13 protein-coding genes are annotated in these 15,622 nt (G+C 60.6%); 1 reads left to right on the top strand and 12 read right to left on the bottom strand.

All coding sequences use genetic code 11. The annotated features are described in order from the left end of the window. Positions 1 to 71: 71 nt before the first annotated feature. The 3 genes from FHW77_RS04270 to ampC all read right to left on the bottom strand — a co-directional run bounded on the left by FHW77_RS04270 (position 72) and on the right by ampC (position 5,787). Positions 72 to 2,861 (bottom strand): bifunctional aconitate hydratase 2/2-methylisocitrate dehydratase, encoded by a 2,790-nt coding sequence (locus tag FHW77_RS04270; protein WP_111813609.1) that lies wholly within the window; start codon positions 2,859 to 2,861, stop codon positions 72 to 74. Positions 2,862 to 3,062: 201 nt separating this feature from the next. Beyond that, positions 3,063 to 4,385: a solute carrier family 23 protein gene (locus FHW77_RS04265; protein WP_111813607.1), complete on the bottom strand. Its 1,323-nt coding sequence runs from the start codon at positions 4,383 to 4,385 to the stop codon at positions 3,063 to 3,065. Between the two features lie 244 nt (positions 4,386 to 4,629). Further along, a complete protein-coding gene (ampC, locus tag FHW77_RS04260) occupies positions 4,630 to 5,787 on the bottom strand; it encodes a class C beta-lactamase (protein WP_111813605.1) in 1,158 nt (385 codons plus the stop codon). A gap of 131 nt (positions 5,788 to 5,918) precedes the next feature. Between ampC and FHW77_RS04255 the strand changes: the two genes are divergently transcribed. After that, positions 5,919 to 6,797 (top strand): LysR family transcriptional regulator, encoded by an 879-nt coding sequence (locus FHW77_RS04255; protein WP_111813603.1) that lies wholly within the window; start codon positions 5,919 to 5,921, stop codon positions 6,795 to 6,797. 5 nt (positions 6,798 to 6,802) lie between these two features. On the opposite strand, the gene chrA is transcribed toward FHW77_RS04255, so the two are convergent. The 9 genes from chrA to FHW77_RS04210 form a co-directional block, all read right to left on the bottom strand. Next, positions 6,803 to 8,032, bottom strand: coding sequence for a chromate efflux transporter (gene chrA, locus FHW77_RS04250; protein ID WP_162696205.1), 1,230 nt, complete (start codon positions 8,030 to 8,032; stop codon positions 6,803 to 6,805). A gap of 137 nt (positions 8,033 to 8,169) precedes the next feature. Then, positions 8,170 to 8,928: an aspartate/glutamate racemase family protein gene (locus FHW77_RS04245; RefSeq protein ID WP_182590352.1), complete on the bottom strand. Its 759-nt coding sequence runs from the start codon at positions 8,926 to 8,928 to the stop codon at positions 8,170 to 8,172. A gap of 11 nt (positions 8,929 to 8,939) precedes the next feature. After that, entirely contained in the window at positions 8,940 to 9,758 is an 819-nt protein-coding gene (locus tag FHW77_RS04240; protein WP_004444876.1) for an ABC transporter permease, read from the bottom strand. Between the two features lie 2 nt (positions 9,759 to 9,760). Beyond that, positions 9,761 to 10,672, bottom strand: coding sequence for an ABC transporter permease (locus FHW77_RS04235; RefSeq protein ID WP_004444878.1), 912 nt, complete (start codon positions 10,670 to 10,672; stop codon positions 9,761 to 9,763). Between the two features lie 173 nt (positions 10,673 to 10,845). After that, entirely contained in the window at positions 10,846 to 12,135 is a 1,290-nt protein-coding gene (locus tag FHW77_RS04230; protein ID WP_004444880.1) for an ABC transporter substrate-binding protein, read from the bottom strand. A gap of 30 nt (positions 12,136 to 12,165) precedes the next feature. Continuing rightward, positions 12,166 to 13,251, bottom strand: coding sequence for an ABC transporter ATP-binding protein (locus tag FHW77_RS04225; protein ID WP_004444882.1), 1,086 nt, complete (start codon positions 13,249 to 13,251; stop codon positions 12,166 to 12,168). Positions 13,252 to 13,535: 284 nt separating this feature from the next. Beyond that, positions 13,536 to 14,261 (bottom strand): amino acid ABC transporter ATP-binding protein, encoded by a 726-nt coding sequence (locus FHW77_RS04220; protein WP_004444884.1) that lies wholly within the window; start codon positions 14,259 to 14,261, stop codon positions 13,536 to 13,538. Further along, a complete protein-coding gene (locus tag FHW77_RS04215; RefSeq protein WP_004444886.1) occupies positions 14,239 to 14,898 on the bottom strand; it encodes an amino acid ABC transporter permease in 660 nt (219 codons plus the stop codon). Before FHW77_RS04215 ends, FHW77_RS04220 begins: the two co-directional genes overlap by 23 nt. Next, complete coding sequence (locus FHW77_RS04210; RefSeq protein WP_004444888.1) at positions 14,895 to 15,566, bottom strand: amino acid ABC transporter permease; 672 nt, start codon at positions 15,564 to 15,566, stop codon at positions 14,895 to 14,897. Before FHW77_RS04210 ends, FHW77_RS04215 begins: the two co-directional genes overlap by 4 nt. Positions 15,567 to 15,622: the final 56 nt, after the last annotated feature.

Here is a 15,622-nt window from a genome sequence, read left to right as displayed (position 1 = left end):
GGAATATCTCCCCGCCGCCCCTCTTTCATTCACCGCACCCTCCCGCATCCAGATGCAGGCGGTATTGCGGATTAATAATGCACCGACTGGGAATCGATCGGCGCCGTCTTCGGCGGAGCGAACTTCGTCAGGTCGATGCCCTCGACGGCGGAACGATACTCCTCGATGCTCGGCGTACGGCCGAGAATGGCGGACAGCACCACGACCGGGGTCGAGGCCAGAAGCGATTCACCCTTCTTTTCGGCACTGTCTTCAACGACGCGGCCCTGGAAGAGACGAGTCGAGGTTGCCAGAACCGTGTCACCCTTCGCTGCCTTTTCCTGGTTGCCCATGCACAGGTTGCAGCCCGGGCGTTCCAGATAGAGGATGTTTTCGTATTCGGTCCGGTTCGTTGTCTTCGGGTTGATGTCATCGAATTCGAAGCCGGAATATTTCTGGAGGATTTCCCAATCCCCTTCCGCCTTCAGCTCGTCGATGATGTTATAGGTCGGCGCGGCAACGACGAGCGGCGCCTTGAATTCGACCTTGCCTTCGGTCTTTTCGATGTTGCGCAGCATCTGCGCGACGATCTTCACGTCGCCCTTATGCACCATGCACGAGCCGACGAAGCCGAGATCGACCTTCTTGGTAGCGCCATAATAGGAAACCGGACGGATCGTATCGTGCGTGTAGCGTCTCGAAACGTCGTTGTTGTTGACGTCCGGGTCGGCGATCATCGGTTCGTTGATGACATCGAGATCGACGACGACTTCAGCGAAATATTTCGCATTCGCGTCAGGCTTCAATGCTGGAACTTCACCGGAACGGATTTCCGCAATGCGCTGATCCGCCTTCGCAATCAGGCCTTTAAGCGTCCGTGCGGCATTGTCCATTCCCTTGTCGATCATGATCTGGATGCGCGACTTGGCGATCTCCAGCGACTCGATCAGCGTTTCGTCTTCGGAAATGCAGATCGACGCCTTGGCCTTCATCTCGGCCGTCCAGTCGGTGAAGGTGAAAGCCTGGTCGGCAAGCAGCGTTCCGAGATGGACTTCGATGATACGGCCCTGGAACACGTTGTCCCCGTGCTGCTGCAGCATCTGCGCCTGCGTCGCGTGCACCACGTCGCGGAAGTCCATGTAGGGCTGCATCGTTCCCTTGAAAGTGACCTTGACCGATTGCGGGATCGGCATGGTCGCCTCGCCCGTGGCGAGCGCCAAAGCGACGGTGCCGGAGTCCGCACCGAAGGCGACGCCCTTGGACATGCGGGTGTGGCTGTCGCCGCCGATGATGATTGCCCGGTCATCAACGGTGATGTCGTTCAGCACCTTGTGGATCACGTCCGTCATGGAGTGATAGACGCCCTTCGGATCACGGCCGGTGATGACGCCGAAATTGTGCATGAAGGCCATGAGCTTCGGCGTGTTGGCCTGAGCCTTCTTGTCCCAGACGGACGCCGTGTGGCAGCCAGACTGATAGGCGCCGTCCACCAGCGGCGAAATGACGGTGGCCGCCATCGCTTCCAGTTCCTGCGCGGTCATCAGGCCGGTCGTATCCTGCGAACCGACGATGTTGACCTTGACGCGAACGTCGGAGCCGGCGTGCAGGACCTTGCCAGGCGTCACGCCAACGGCGTTGCGGTTGAAGATCTTCTCGACGGCGGTGAGGCCCTGGCCTTCGATCGAAATTTCCTTGTTCGGTGCAAAGACAGGGGTCGCCTCGACGCCAAGCGTTTCAGCGGCAAAAGTCTGGAGCTTCTTGCCGAAGACGATGGCATAGGAGCTCCCAGCCTTCATGAATTCCATCTTCTGGGGCGTGAAGGACGAAGCGAGATCGACCAGCTCGGTGCCGTTTTCGTCCCGCAGCTTGCGATTCTTGGCGTCGATCTTGAGGACCGTGCCGGTCTCGACAGAATATTTCTGCTCAAGGATGGGGTTGCCGTCATTGTTGAGGATCGGCTTGCCGTCTTCGCCGAGCTTCTTCACCCAGTTCTTCAGATTGATGCCGATGCCACCCGTCACGTCGACGGTGGTGGCGAAAATCGGCGAAATGCCGTTGGTGCCCGCAACGATGGGGGCATAGTTGACGAACGGCACATAGGGACTGGCCTGCTTGCCGGTCCACAGCGCCACGTTATTGACGCCCGACATGCGCGAGGAGCCAACGCCCATCGTGCCCTTTTCGGCGATCATCATCACCCGCTTGTCGGGGTGCTGCTTCTGCAACGCGACGATTTGCGCCTGCGCTTCCGGCGAGATCATACACTGGCCGTGCAGCTGGCGGTCGGAGCGCGAATGCGCCTGATTGCCCGGAGACAGGAGGTCGGTCGAAATATCGCCTTCGGCGGCGATGAAGGTGACGACCTTGATCTCGTCCTCGACATCGGGAAGCTTGGTGAAGAACTCGGCCTTGGCGTAGCTTTCAAGCACGTCCCGGGCAATCGCGTTGCCGGCTTTGTAGGCATCCCGCAGGCGGAACATGTCGGCATCGTAAAGGAAGACCTGGGTCTTCAGCACTTCACCCGCCTTGGTGGCGATTGCGGCATCGTTGCCGAGCGCGATGTCGAGCAGCACCTTGATCGACGGGCCGCCCTTCATGTGCGACAGCAGTTCCAGCGCGAAGGTCGGGGTAATCTCGGGGACGATGACGTCGCCGAGGATGATCTGCTTCAGAAACGCAGCCTTCACACCGGCGGCGCTCGTGGTTCCCGGCAATGTGTTATAAATGAAAAACTTCAGCGCATCGGCGCGGTGTTCGCTGCCTGCATCCTTGATCAGTTCGATGATTTCGGCGGTCAACGCACCGTCATCGATCGGCTTGGGCGCAAGTCCCTGTGGCTCTCTGCTTTTGATTTCAGCCAGGTAATCCAAGTAAAGGTTCATCGCAATCCCAACGTCATGATGTCTATGGAGCCGAACACAGCGCCACCAAACGGTAGTGCTGGTCGCCCCCGGGTTTCTGTCGGTTTCGACTACGCCAACCGGGGGCCGCTGACAAGATGTCGCATGCCTGTAAGCGCGGGGATGCGCGATATTTCGCCCATCCCACATCTTCGCCGCCAGGCCGCGCCGGCACTCCCCGCCTTATCGTCCCTGCGCCGGCTTGCCGAGGCCGAGCAGATGATAAAAGGCGATGGCGCCGATTGTCGCCGTGCCGATGCCATCAAGCGTGAATCCGCCCACATTCAGCTTGAAATTTCCTGCCCCCAGAACAAGGGCGATACCCACCGTGATGAGGTTGCGTGGCTCGGAAAAGTCGACCTTGTTTTCCACCCAAATGCGCCCGGCGGTTGCCGCGATGAGGCCGAAGACGACGACGGACAGACCGCCGATGACCGGCCCGGGTATCGTCTGTATCAGCGCGCCGAATTTCGGCGAAAAGCCGAGGAGGATGGCCACCAAAGCCGCGACAATGAAAACGAGCGTCGAGAAGATGCGGGTTATCGCCATGACGCCCATGTTCTCTGCATAGGTGGTCATGCCGGTTCCGCCAAAGGCGCCGGAGAAGATGGTCGCGATGCCGTCGCCGATAAAGGCCCGACCGAGGTAGGGATCGAGGTTCCTGCCGGTCATCGCGCCGATAGCCTTGATGTGCCCGAGATTTTCGGCCACGAGGATGACGACGACCGGAGCTATGAGTGCGATTGCCGATGCGGAAAAGACCGGCGTGGTGAAGGTTGGCAATCCGAACCAGGTTGCGGCGGCGACGCCTGAAAAATCAACCGGTTTGCCGAGGCCGAGACCGTTCGCCACCACGAGATAGGCGAGATAGGCGATCGCGCCGCCGATGAGGATCGGCAAGCGCCGCGCCATTCCGGGCGCATAGACGGCAATCGCACCGACCGAGGTGACCGTCAGAATGGCAATCCATCGCGACAGCTGGTCGCCATCGGGATTGCCAGGGCCGGAGCCGGAGGCGCTGGCTATCGCGATGGGCGCAAGCACGAGGCCGATGGCGGCAACGATGGCCCCCGTCAGGACCGGCGGCATCAGCCGCTCGATCCAGTTATGACCGGCAATCATGACGATCACGCCAATCAGTGCATAAAGCACCCCCGCGGCGATGATGCCACCGAGCGCAAGCGCGATATTCGGGCTTGCCGCGCCCGCCGCCGCCCCGGTCGCCACCAGAACGGGGCCGATGAAGGCGAAGGATGAACCAAGATAGCTCGGCACGCGACCGCCAACAGCAATGAAGAAGATCAGCGTGGAAATACCGGAAAACAGGATCGATACATTCGGATCGAAGCCCATGATCAGCGGCGCGAGAACCGTGGAGCCGAACATGGCCACGACGTGCTGCAAACCGAGCACCGCGGTCTGCCCGGCGGGCAACCGCTCATCCGGCATGATGCGCCCTTCGGTTTTCAATCGCCAGCGAGGAAAATAACCACCCGTGTCGCTCATCGTCGTCCCCCACGAACCGCCCGGCGCGAGACTGACGGCTTTTCCGTCGCAGATCGCAGCCGCGCAAAAAGAGTTGCCTTTTGATGATAAGCGCGGTCGGCCGAGATCGAATCGGTGGCCGGCGTATCTTTTCTCCGGTAGCGCGATTGGTTCTCGCTGTCATCCGGGCGGCGGGATCGAAATGCGTTTGGCGCCGGCGGGAGTGCGCTTCGCGCCTGCACAGCAAGGAAGCATCGGGCGGATATCAGTCCGCCTTCTCGACAGCCGTCAAAATCTCGACAGCCGCCGTGACACGATCCTCATTGGGATAGTTTTTGTTGGCCAGTATGACGATGCCGAGTTTCCGTTGAGGGATGAAGGCGACATAGGCGCCAAAACCATTGGTGGAACCCGTCTTGTTGACGAAGACATCCTGTCCGGGCTTCAGGGGCGGCGCGATTTCCTGCACCGGAACGGTTTTGAGAAGAGCGCCGGAATTGGACTGGACAAGCGTCTTCAAGGCGACAGGCTGGGCATATTGCTCCCAGACGAGATCCTGCGTCATGGCGCCGACCGCGAAATAACCGGTATGGGTGCTTGCGATCGCCTGCCGGATCTTGCCGTCCAGCTTTTCAAGCCCCAGATTCGCGTTGACGAAGCGGATCATGTCTGTCGCCGTCGATCTGACGCCATAGGCTTCCGAAGAGAGAATGCCCGGCGTCAGGCGGGCCGGCTCGTCGTTTCGCGTGTAGCCCTGTGCATAATTGGCCAACTTCGCCTTGGGAACGACCGTGAACGTGTCCTTCAGGCCGAGCGCAGGAAAGAGCGTGTCCTGCATGGCGGCGTCGTAGCCCTGCCCCATCGCCTTTGCCGTGATGTAGCCGAGCATGCCGATGCTGGGATTGGCGTAGGTCCTGTGCGTTCCGGCGCCGTAAGAAGGCTTCCAGCTCTTGAGATAAGCCAGCAGCTGCGTTTCCGTTTTGACATTGTCAGGCACCTGTAGCGGAAAGCCGCCTGCGGTGTGGGTGCCGAGATGCGTCAATGTAACGTCACCGAAAGCGGAACCCTTCATGCCCGGAAGATAATCCTTGACCCTGCCGGACAGCGACAAATGCCCGTTCGCCTCGGCGTAGGTCGCAAGAATAGCCGTGAATGTCTTGCTGATGGAGCCAAGTTCGAACAGCGTTTCAGCCGTCACCGGCTGGCCGGTGCTTTTTGACATCGCGCCGTAAGTGAAGATGTAACTCTCTCCATCGACGCTGATGCCGACCGCAAGCCCGGGTATACCATTCTTTTCCATGATTGGCTTGATCGCCGCATCCGTTATCGCCTTCAGCCTCGCCTCGTCGTCGGCCAGAGCCGGCGTGAGGAGGATCGCCGAAAGCATGGCCGTCCATACGATATGTCTGCGGTGAAAATTCATCTGTCGCGTCTCCAAAACCTCAGGTGGATATCAGGCGTTTCCCCAGCCAGCGCGAAAGACGTTTAGCCGCCCTACATTGCACGAACAAATCATGATATCTCGGAGGAGACACAAGAAAATCTAGGTCTCGAATGGTCCGTCAATTTCTTCCCCTGAACGGTTTGCGCGCGTTCGAAGCTTCCGCGCGGCATCTGAGCTTTACCCGCGCGGCGATCGAACTATGCGTGACGCAGGCGGCTGTGAGCCAGCAGGTCAAGGGACTGGAAAAGCGGCTGGGCGTCGCGCTTTTTCAACGTCTCCCGCGCGGCCTGAAGATAACTGCGGAAGGCGAAGCCCTGCTGCCGACGGTGACCAGTTCCTTCGACCAGATGGCAACGACGCTTGACCGCATCGAGGCCGGGCAGGTGCGCGAACTGCTGTTTCTCGGCGTTGTCGGCACCTTCGCGGTCGGCTGGCTGCTGCCGCGCCTGCAGGCGTTTCAGAAGCGCCACCCCTTTATTGACGTCAGGGTTTCCACCAACAACAACCGGGTGGATATGGCGGCAGAGGGGCTGGATTTCGCCATTCGTTTCGGTCAGGGCTCGTGGCACGGCACGGATGCGTTTCGTCTCTTCGACGCGCCGCTTTCGCCGCTGTGCACGCCGAAACTGGCGGAAACGCTGAAAGCGCCGGCCGACCTGATGGAAGCGACATTGCTGCGCAGTTACCGCGCCGATGAATGGAGCAGCTGGTTTGCGGCGGCGGGCGTTACGCCGGCCGCACAGGTCAATGCCGGCATTGTCTTCGACACGTCGCTCGGGATGATGGAGGCCGCCCTGCAAGGGCTCGGTGTCGCGCTGGCGCCGCCGTCGATGTTTTCACGGCATCTGGCTTCCGGAGCGGTCGTCCAACCTTTTCCCGTCACCATATCGCTCGCTAGCTATTGGTTGACCCGGCTGCAATCGAAACCGCCGACCCCAGCCATGCAGGTCTTTTCCGACTGGCTGTTCGACAGCATCGGCACTGCCTGAAGCCTTTACACGAGGGCGAGCGCCACGCCGCCGGCCGCGCAAAGAAGAACGACGACCCATGGCGGCGCTTTCCAGACCGTCAGCAGGATGAAACCCGCAAGCGCCAGTGCAAAATCCCTGGGGGTGAAGACGGCGCTGGTCCAGACGGGATCATAAAGCGCCGCGCCCAATATGCCGACCACCGCGGCATTGGCGCCGCGCATGGCCGCCTGCGCTAGAGGATGCCGGCGAAAGCCCTCCCAGAAAGGAAGTGCGCCGACGAGAAGCAACATGCCGGGCAGGAAGATGGCAACGAGAGCGATGGCTGCGCCCGCCACGCCGTTCGGCTGAGGGCCCGCCACCGCGCCGAGATAAGCAGCAAAAGTAAAGAGCGGACCGGGCACGGCCTGCGTTGCGCCATAGCCGGCAATGAAGGCATCCCTGGTGACCCAGCCCGAGGCGACGACTTCGGATTGCAGCAGAGGCAACACCACGTGGCCGCCGCCGAAGACCAGCGCGCCGGCCCGATAGAAGGCGTCAAACAAGGAGAGCCCCTGCCAGGCCGCGCCCGCCGCTAGAACCGGCAGCAGAACGAGAAGAAGGGCGAAAGCCGCAAGCGAAACATATCCCACGCGTTTCGACACGCGGAAGGCAAGATGGCTGGTCGACCCCGCCGAGGCGGCGCGGCAGAAGACCAGCCCGGCGAGCGCTCCGGCGCAAAGCGCCAGGATTTGCCCGAAAGCGCCGGCGATGAACACGACACAGACGATGGCGGCCATCGCGATGGTCGCGCGCTCACGATCCGGTGAGAGGCTTTTTGCCATTCCCCATACCGCCTGGGCGACCACGGCAACAGCGACGATCTTCAATCCATGCAGCAGTCCGGTGCCGACGGGGCCTTCGATGGATGCGGCGACCATTGCGAACGCGACGAGAAGAATGGCAGATGGCAGCGTAAACGCCGTCCAGGCGGCCAGCGCCCCGAGCGGCCCTGCCCTCAGCAGCCCGAGCGCAAAGCCCACCTGGCTGGAAGCGGGACCGGGCAGAAACTGGCAGAGCGCCACGAGGTCCGCATAACCGGCTTCATCGACCCATTTGCGCCGGACGACCAGCTCATCGCGAAAATAACCGAGATGAGCGATGGGGCCGCCAAAGGACGTGACCCCGAGCTTCAGAAAGGCCGCGAAAACTTCGCCGGGCGTTCCGATTTTGTGACGCGCGGTGTCGTTCGAAATCGTGGGTGTCGAGGAATTCAACGATAGCTCCCTAAGCGTATGACGGCTGCGCATACACATCGTCCGCACTGAAACGCCGAGGGTATCAGACACTATTACGACAGGGATATGAAGGGCCTTGCGAAATCAGCACCGTGTGAACCGGACCGGGAAACGCTTCAGCCGCCCTCCGGCATCCCGCCGCTCCTGCCCGGCTGAAATATGTCCAGCAATCCGCGATAGGGCTTGGCAACCGGCGTGGCATAAGCACCGCGCTTGGCGGTGGAGAGCCCCATGGATACCAGTGCTTCCGCCTGTTTGACGGCTGCTGCGACGCCGTCAATGACAGGGACGCCGAATTCAGCGCGGAGTTCCGCCGTCAGGTCGGCCATGCCGGCGCAGCCGAGCACGATCGCCTCGGCACGATCCTGCCTCAGCGCCAGCGAAATTTCCTCCCGCAGCCTTTCGCGTGCATTCGAACCCGCCTCTTCCAGCGATAGCACCGGAATGTCGGCGGCGCGGACATTGCAGCGGGAAGACATGCCATAGCGCTGGACGAGATGTTCGAGCGGCAGCCGGGACCGTTCCATCGTCGTGACGATGGTGAATTTCTGCGCGATGAAGGCCGTGGCGGAAACCGCCGCCTCACAGATGCCGATGACGGGAATATCTGCAAGAGCCCGGGCCGCATCAAGCCCGGTATCATCGAAACAGGCGATGATCGCCGCGTCGACGCGCAGCTCCGGAGCCTTGACAAGCTCCAGCAGAAGGCCAGGCACCGCGAATACCTCGTCGTAATAACCTTCGATGGAGACAGGCCCCATGGAAGAGGTGACGGCAAGGATTTCCGTATCGCGGCCCGCCACCCGTGTCGCGGCGTCGGCGATGGTCGCGGTCATGGACTGCGTGGTATTGGGATTGATGACGAGAATGCGCATCTTGGGTTTCTTCATCCGCGCGAATGGCGTCGATTGAGGGTGACGATCAGGCCAAGCGTGGCCGCAATCACCAGGAAGGAAAACAGGGTGGTAACGGCGCCTAGCGCATAAAGCACAGGGGTCGTGACATTGGTGGTCATGCCGTAGATTTCCAGCGGCAACGTGTTGTAGGTGCCAGACGTCATCAGCGTGCGGGCGAACTCGTCGTAGGAAAGCGTGAACCCGAAGAGGCCGACACCGATCAGGCTCGGCGCGATCATCGGCAGCACCACATGGGCGAAGGTCTGCCATGAGGACGCACCGAGATCGCGCGCCGCTTCCTCATAGGACGGCGAAAACCGATTGAAGACGGCGAGCATGATGAGAACGCCGAAGGGCAACGTCCAGGTCAGATGCGCGCCAAAAGCTGATGTATACCATGAAGGTTCAAGCCCAAGCTGCTGAAACAAAACACCAATGCCAAGGGATATGATGATGGAAGGCACCACCAGGCTGGCGACCGACAGATAAAACAGCGGCGTCGCGCCGATGAATTTGCGACGGAAGGCAAGGCCTGCCAGCAAAGAGACGAGCACGGTTACGACCATGACCATCAGGCCGAGAGCGAAGGAACGGCGGAACGATCCGCCGAAATCGCCGACTGCCTGCTGTTCGAAGAGATTGCCGAACCAGTGCAGCGAGACGCCGTTCAGCGGGAACGTCAGGCCTCCGTTCGGCCCCTGGAAGGCGAGGATGAGGATGGCCGACAACGGGCCGTAAAGAAACAGCACGAAGACGGCGAAAAAGAAAGCGAGGATATAGAATTCGCGGCCGCGTTTTTCCCGGTGCATGATCAAAGCTCCTTGCGGATATCGACGATGCGCAGGATGCCCGCGACCATCAGAAGAACGAGGACGAGCAGGATGACGGCATTGGCGGCAGCGGCCGGATATTGCAGCAGCGACATCTGGTTCTTCATCATCAGCGCCACCGAGGCGCTCTGGCCGCCCGACATGACCTGAACCGTGGAAAAATCGGCCATGACCAGCGTGACAACGAAGATGCTGCCGATCGCCATGCCGGGTTTTGCGAGCGGAATGATGACATTGGTGAGCGTCTGCCAGCCGGTCGCACCAGCGTCGCGCGCCGCCTCGATCAAGGATTTGTCGATGCGCATCAGCGTGTTGAAGATCGGCGTGACCATGAACAGCGTATAGAGATGCACCATGGCCAGCACCACGGCGAAATCGGAATAGAGCAGCCATTCGATCGGCTCGGGGATGATGCCGGTGCCGACCAGCGCGCTGTTGACGAGACCGTTTCGCCCCAGAACGGGTATCCACGAAATCATGCGGATGATGTTGGACGTCAGGAAGGGCACGGTGCAGACAAGGAACAGCACCATCTGCATGGTGGTGGTGCGGATGTGAAAGGCGAGGAAATAAGCCACCCAAAAACCGCAGAACAGCGTGATGGCCCAGACCATCGCTGCATATTTCAGCGTATTTAGATAGGTCTGCCAGGTGACCCACGATCCCAGTGTCTCGCTGTAATTGAAGGTCACGAAATCAGGATACATCTGGGCAAAATCGTAATCCCAGAAGCTGACGACGGCGATCATGAGGATCGGCAGAGCCAGGAAAAAGCCGAGGATCAGGAAAAGCGGGGCAGCCTGCACATAGGAAACGAGCTTTTGCGGCAGCGCGAAGCTGCGGGGCGGTCTGTCCTTCTTGTCGCTGACGCCGATGAGTCTGACCGTCACCATGGGGAGCCTTTCTGTGGATTTGCAGAAGTGCCGGCGGCATTGCCGCCAGCGGGCACGTTGGAAGGTCCGCCACACCCTCGACGTCATCCTCGGCTTGACCCGAGGATGACGTCGAGAGGTGGGTGCCTGTCGCAATTGACCGGCGGCACTTGCCGCCGGTCGTCCTGAAAGCATCACGCCGCGATGAACTCGTTCCAGCGGCGAACCATGTAGCGGTCTTCGTCCATGACCGAGTTCCAGCACGCCACCTTGCCCATGCGCTCCTCGAAGGAACCGCCATCGCGCACGGCACCGGCCTTTTCCATGACCTTGCCGTCTGGCGCGATGATATCGCCCTGAGCCGCCTTGCCCTCGACCCAGTAACCCCACTCGTCGGCGGTCATGTGCTCCTTCGCGGTTTCCATGGCGGCGGAGTAATAACCCTGACGGTTGAGGTAGGCGCCGACCCAGCCCGAGGTGTACCAGTTGATATATTCATAGGCTGCATCGAGCTTCGCACCGGACAGATGCTTGGCGAGACCGAGACCGCCGCCCCAGGAGCGATAGCCTTCCTTCAGCGGCTGGTATTTGCAGGCGATGCCCTTCGAGCGGACCGCGGCAACGGCCGGTGACCACATGGACTGGATGATGACTTCGCCCGAGGCCATGAGGTTGACGCTTTCGTCGAAGCTCTTCCAGAAGGCGCGGAACTGGCCGTCTTTCTTGGCCTTGATGAGGAAATCGATGGTCTTGTCGATCTCTGCCTTCGTCATGTTGCCCTTGTCGGCATATTTGATGTTGCCCATGGCTTCCATGATCATCGCCGCGTCCATGATGCCGATGGACGGGATGTTGAGGATGGAGGTCTTGCCCTTGAACTTGGGGTCCATGATATCGGCCCAGCTGGTGATATCGCGGCCGACGAGATCGGGGCGGATGCCGAGCGTATCGGCATTGTAGATGGTCGGAACCATGGTGAAATAATCGGTCTCACCCTTGGCAAATGTCTTGTCGCCGGGCTTCTCGACGTACCCGACAGTGTGCGGCGCAGTGCCCTGCGCGACCACGCTGTCAGGCTTCAGCTTGCCGTTTTTGAACAGCGGCACGATCTTGTCGTAATATTTGAGCTTCTTGATTTCCATCGGCTGGATGACGCCGGCCGGATAGACCTTCTTCAGGATCCAGTATTCGATATCGGCGATATCGTAGGAGTTCGGCTGGGTGACGGCGCGCTGGGCAGCGGCGTCGGAATCCGTCGCCGTCATCTCAAGCGTGATGCCGAGGTCCGCCTTGCACTTTTCGGCAATGGCGTTGAGGTTGGAGACGCCGGTGCCGAACTGGCGGATGGTGATGGGGTTCTGCGCCCAGATGGTCGGGAAGCCGGTGATGAGGCCGGAGCCGATCGCCGCACCCGTGGCAGCCGCGCCCGCTTTCAGGAGGCCGCGGCGGGACAGGCCCTTCTTGCTGCTGGTGGTATCGGTCATTGCAAAGTTCTCCTCTGGTTATTTTTGGGGTCACTTCTCTACCCGGCCGAGCACGATGGCATCGGCCGCATTCCATGAAAGGGGTATGGCGTCGCCGGTCCTGACCGGGTTTTCGAAAAAGGCGGCGTCGCTGAGGATGACATTGAAATCCTCCATGCCGGCGCCGGTCACGGCAATCTTCACGGTGGCGCCGCGATACTCGACATTGGAGACGATACCCGTGAAACCGAGACCGGGTTGATCGGTCTCACCCACACGCACCCGATCGGTGCGAACGGCGATATCGACCGCCCCGTCATCCGGCGCCGCGCCTGTCGCGGTAAATGTGCCGCCGCCTGCGACTTCAAGCGTCACCAGCTCGCCGGACCTTTCCCTGAATCGTCCGGAAATGACATTGTGGTCGCCCATGAAACGGGCGACGAAAGCGGTCGCCGGTCGCTCGAAAACCTCACGCGGGGTCGCGGCCTGCTCGATGCGGCCGTCATTCATGACGACGATGATATCGGCCAGTGCCATCGCCTCTTCCTGACTGTGGGTGACGTGAACGAAAGTGATGCCGAGTGAAGTCTGCAGCTTCTTCAGCTCGGCGCGCATGCGGATCTTGAGGAAGGGATCGAGCGCCGAAAGCGGCTCGTCCAGCAACAGCGCCTCGGGATCGGTAATGAGCGCGCGCGCCAGCGCCACGCGCTGCTGCTGCCCACCGGAAAGCTGGGCCGGGCGTCGGCCGGCATAAGGCTCGAGCTGCATCAGGCGCAGCATGTCCAGCGCCTTTGTGCGCCGGGTTTCCCTGTCCACACCCTTCATCTTGAGGCTGAAGGCGACATTGTCGACGAGATCGAGATGCGGAAACAGCGCATAGGACTGGAACATCATCGCCGTGCCGCGCCGGGCGGGCGGCAGATCGGTCACGACGGTGTTGCCAAGCCTGACATCGCCGCTGGAAATGCTCTCGTGACCAGCGATCATCCGGAGCGTCGAGGTCTTGCCGCAGCCCGACGGGCCGAGCAGGCAGCAGTAGCTCCCCGCCGGTATCTTCAGGCTTATCGCATGGACGGCGGTGGTGTTGCCGTAAATCTTGGATACGGAAGCGATGTCAATTGCGGCGGCTTTGCTCATAAACACTCTCCTGCGACACTTCTATCCATGCAGGAGGCGTGCCAATCGGCTTTCTCATTGATGCAAAAGGATAATTTAAATGGGGAGAAACACCGGTTGGGAAGAGTGCCCAAATTTACAGCGATTGTTTTCGATGCGATGGAAAAATTGTATGCAATCTTGGCGACTAATTGATTACGCGCCGCTGGTTCACATGGCGCATGAACGCGCAAGTCGCAGCGCGAAGCCTGCGGCGCACGGGCCACTGCGCACGCCGTTCTGCAGGCGTGCGCAGCCATGGAATGTTAGAGCACACCGAGGAACTGCCTGAGTTCCGGTGTGCGGGGGTTAGCGAAAACTTCTTCCGGCGGGCCGATCTCGTGTACCCGTCCCTGATGCATGAAGACGACGCGCGAGCAGACGTCACGGGCGAACTTCATTTCATGCGTCACCATCAGAAGTGTCATGCCCTCCCTGGCAAGCTCACGCACGACAGCGAGCACCTCCGACACCAGTTCCGGGTCAAGCGCAGACGTGATTTCATCACACAGAAGCGCGATGGGCTGCATGGCAAGCGCGCGGGCGATGGCCACGCGCTGCTGCTGACCGCCGGAGAGCTGGTCCGGATAGGAGTCGAACTTGTGCGCCAGACCGACACGCTCCAGCATCCTGCGCGCCATCGCCTCCGCCTCGGGCGCCGCCAGCTTCTTCACAACCATCTGCGACAGCATCACATTGCCGCCGGCAGTCAGATGCGGAAAGAGATTGAACTGCTGGAAAATCATGCCCACCTTTAATCTGAGGGCCTTCAGATGCAGCTCGTCATCAAGCAGCTGGGCGCCAGCCACCTGAATGGAGCCGTTGCTGATCGTCTCCAGACCGTTGATACAGCGTAGCAGCGTCGATTTTCCCGAACCGCTTTTCCCGATGATCGCGATCACCTCTCCGGGCTCGACATCCAGGTTGATGCCCTTCAGCACTTCGTTGTCGCCAAAGCTCTTGTGGACTTCAGTGATTTCGATGAGCGACATTGAGCTTCCTTTCGAGAAACTGGCTGGATTTCGACAATGGCCAGCAGAGGGCGAAATAGATGAGCGCCACCAGCCCGTATACCGTGAAGGGCTGGAAGGTCGCGTTGGTGACGATCGTGCCGGCCTTGGACAGTTCAACGAAACCGATAATGGAGGTGAGCGCGGTGCCTTTGATCACCTGGACGGAAAAACCGACTGTCGGTGGAATGGCGATCTTCATCGCCTGGGGCAGGATGACGTAACGCATCTGCTGCATTCGGCCCATGGCAAGGCTTGCCGAGGCTTCCCATTGCCCCTTTGCGATCGACTCTACACAGCCGCGCCAGATTTCCGCCAGAAACGCAGCAGTCCACAGGATGAGCGCCACGCCTGCGGCAAGCCAGGCTGGAACATCGATTCCGAAGAGGCCGAGGCCGAAAAAGGCGATGAAAAGCTGCATCAGGAGCGGCGTGCCCTGAAAGACTTCGATATAGATGCGGGCAAGACGGCCCAAGGCCGGACGCGGACTGATGCGCAGCCACAGAAGCGCGAGGCCGACCAGGCCTCCGCCAGCGAAGGAAACCAGCGACAGCAGCAGCGTCCAGCGCGTGGCAAGCAACAGGTTGCGCAGAATATCCCAGAAGGTGAATTCCATCATCGCGCCAGCCTCCGCGGAAAAAGGAGGCCGCCCAGCGCCAGCATGCCCTGCCGCAGCAGGATCGCGAGCAGCAGGTAGATCACCGTCGAAACAATATAGGCCTCGAAGGCGCGGAAGGTTCGCGACTGGATGAAGTTGGCCGCAAACGTCAGGTCTTCCACCGCGATCTGCGAGACAACCGCCGAGCCGAGCATGACGATGACAACCTGCGACGTGAGCGCTGGCCAGATGCGCTGCAGCGATGGCCGGAGCACCACGTGGCGGAAGGTTTCGAAGTGCGTCATCGCAAGGCTTGCCCCCGCCTCGAACTGGCCTTTCGGTGTTGCCTGGATGCCGGCGCGAATGATCTCGCAGCTATAGGCGCCGAGATTGACGATCATCGCCAGATTGGCGGCGGTCAGCTCCGAAAGCTTGAAACCAAGCGACGGCAGGCCGAAAAAGATAAAAAACAGCTGGATGAGGAAAGGCGTATTGCGGATGAGTTCGACGTAACCGCCGACGATGGGCCTTAGCCAGGAGGGGCCAAGCGCACGGGCCCAGGCGCAGGCGGTGCCGAGCGACACGCCGATAACGCCGCCCACCAGCGTCAGCTGGCTGGTGATGGCAATACCCTTGGCAATCTGCGGCCAATATTCGCCGAGCCACAGGAAATCAAATTGATAGCTCAAGAAAGGTCCCCTTGCGCCGGTGGTGAGAAAGCCGTCCCGGGGAACCGGGACGACGG

Source organism: Agrobacterium sp. RC10-4-1, assembly GCF_014138475.1.
Lineage (GTDB): Bacteria > Pseudomonadota > Alphaproteobacteria > Rhizobiales > Rhizobiaceae > Agrobacterium > Agrobacterium pusense.
This window is presented reverse-complemented; position numbering and strand designations above follow the sequence as displayed.

Bases quoted from the DNA above. Each gene is read 5' to 3' on its own strand.
- FHW77_RS04270 (WP_111813609.1), bottom strand. From the start codon at position 2,861: ATGAACCTTTACTTGGATTACCTGGCTGAAATCAAAAGCAGAGAGCCA.
- FHW77_RS04265 (WP_111813607.1), bottom strand. From the start codon at position 4,385: ATGAGCGACACGGGTGGTTATTTTCCTCGCTGGCGATTGAAAACCGAA.
- ampC (WP_111813605.1), bottom strand. From the start codon at position 5,787: ATGAATTTTCACCGCAGACATATCGTATGGACGGCCATGCTTTCGGCG.
- FHW77_RS04255 (WP_111813603.1), top strand. From the start codon at position 5,919: ATGGTCCGTCAATTTCTTCCCCTGAACGGTTTGCGCGCGTTCGAAGCT.
- FHW77_RS04245 (WP_182590352.1), bottom strand. From the start codon at position 8,928: ATGCGCATTCTCGTCATCAATCCCAATACCACGCAGTCCATGACCGCG.
- FHW77_RS04240 (WP_004444876.1), bottom strand. From the start codon at position 9,758: ATGCACCGGGAAAAACGCGGCCGCGAATTCTATATCCTCGCTTTCTTT.
- FHW77_RS04235 (WP_004444878.1), bottom strand. From the start codon at position 10,672: ATGGTGACGGTCAGACTCATCGGCGTCAGCGACAAGAAGGACAGACCG.
- FHW77_RS04230 (WP_004444880.1), bottom strand. From the start codon at position 12,135: ATGACCGATACCACCAGCAGCAAGAAGGGCCTGTCCCGCCGCGGCCTC.
- FHW77_RS04225 (WP_004444882.1), bottom strand. From the start codon at position 13,251: ATGAGCAAAGCCGCCGCAATTGACATCGCTTCCGTATCCAAGATTTAC.
- FHW77_RS04220 (WP_004444884.1), bottom strand. From the start codon at position 14,261: ATGTCGCTCATCGAAATCACTGAAGTCCACAAGAGCTTTGGCGACAAC.
- FHW77_RS04215 (WP_004444886.1), bottom strand. From the start codon at position 14,898: ATGATGGAATTCACCTTCTGGGATATTCTGCGCAACCTGTTGCTTGCC.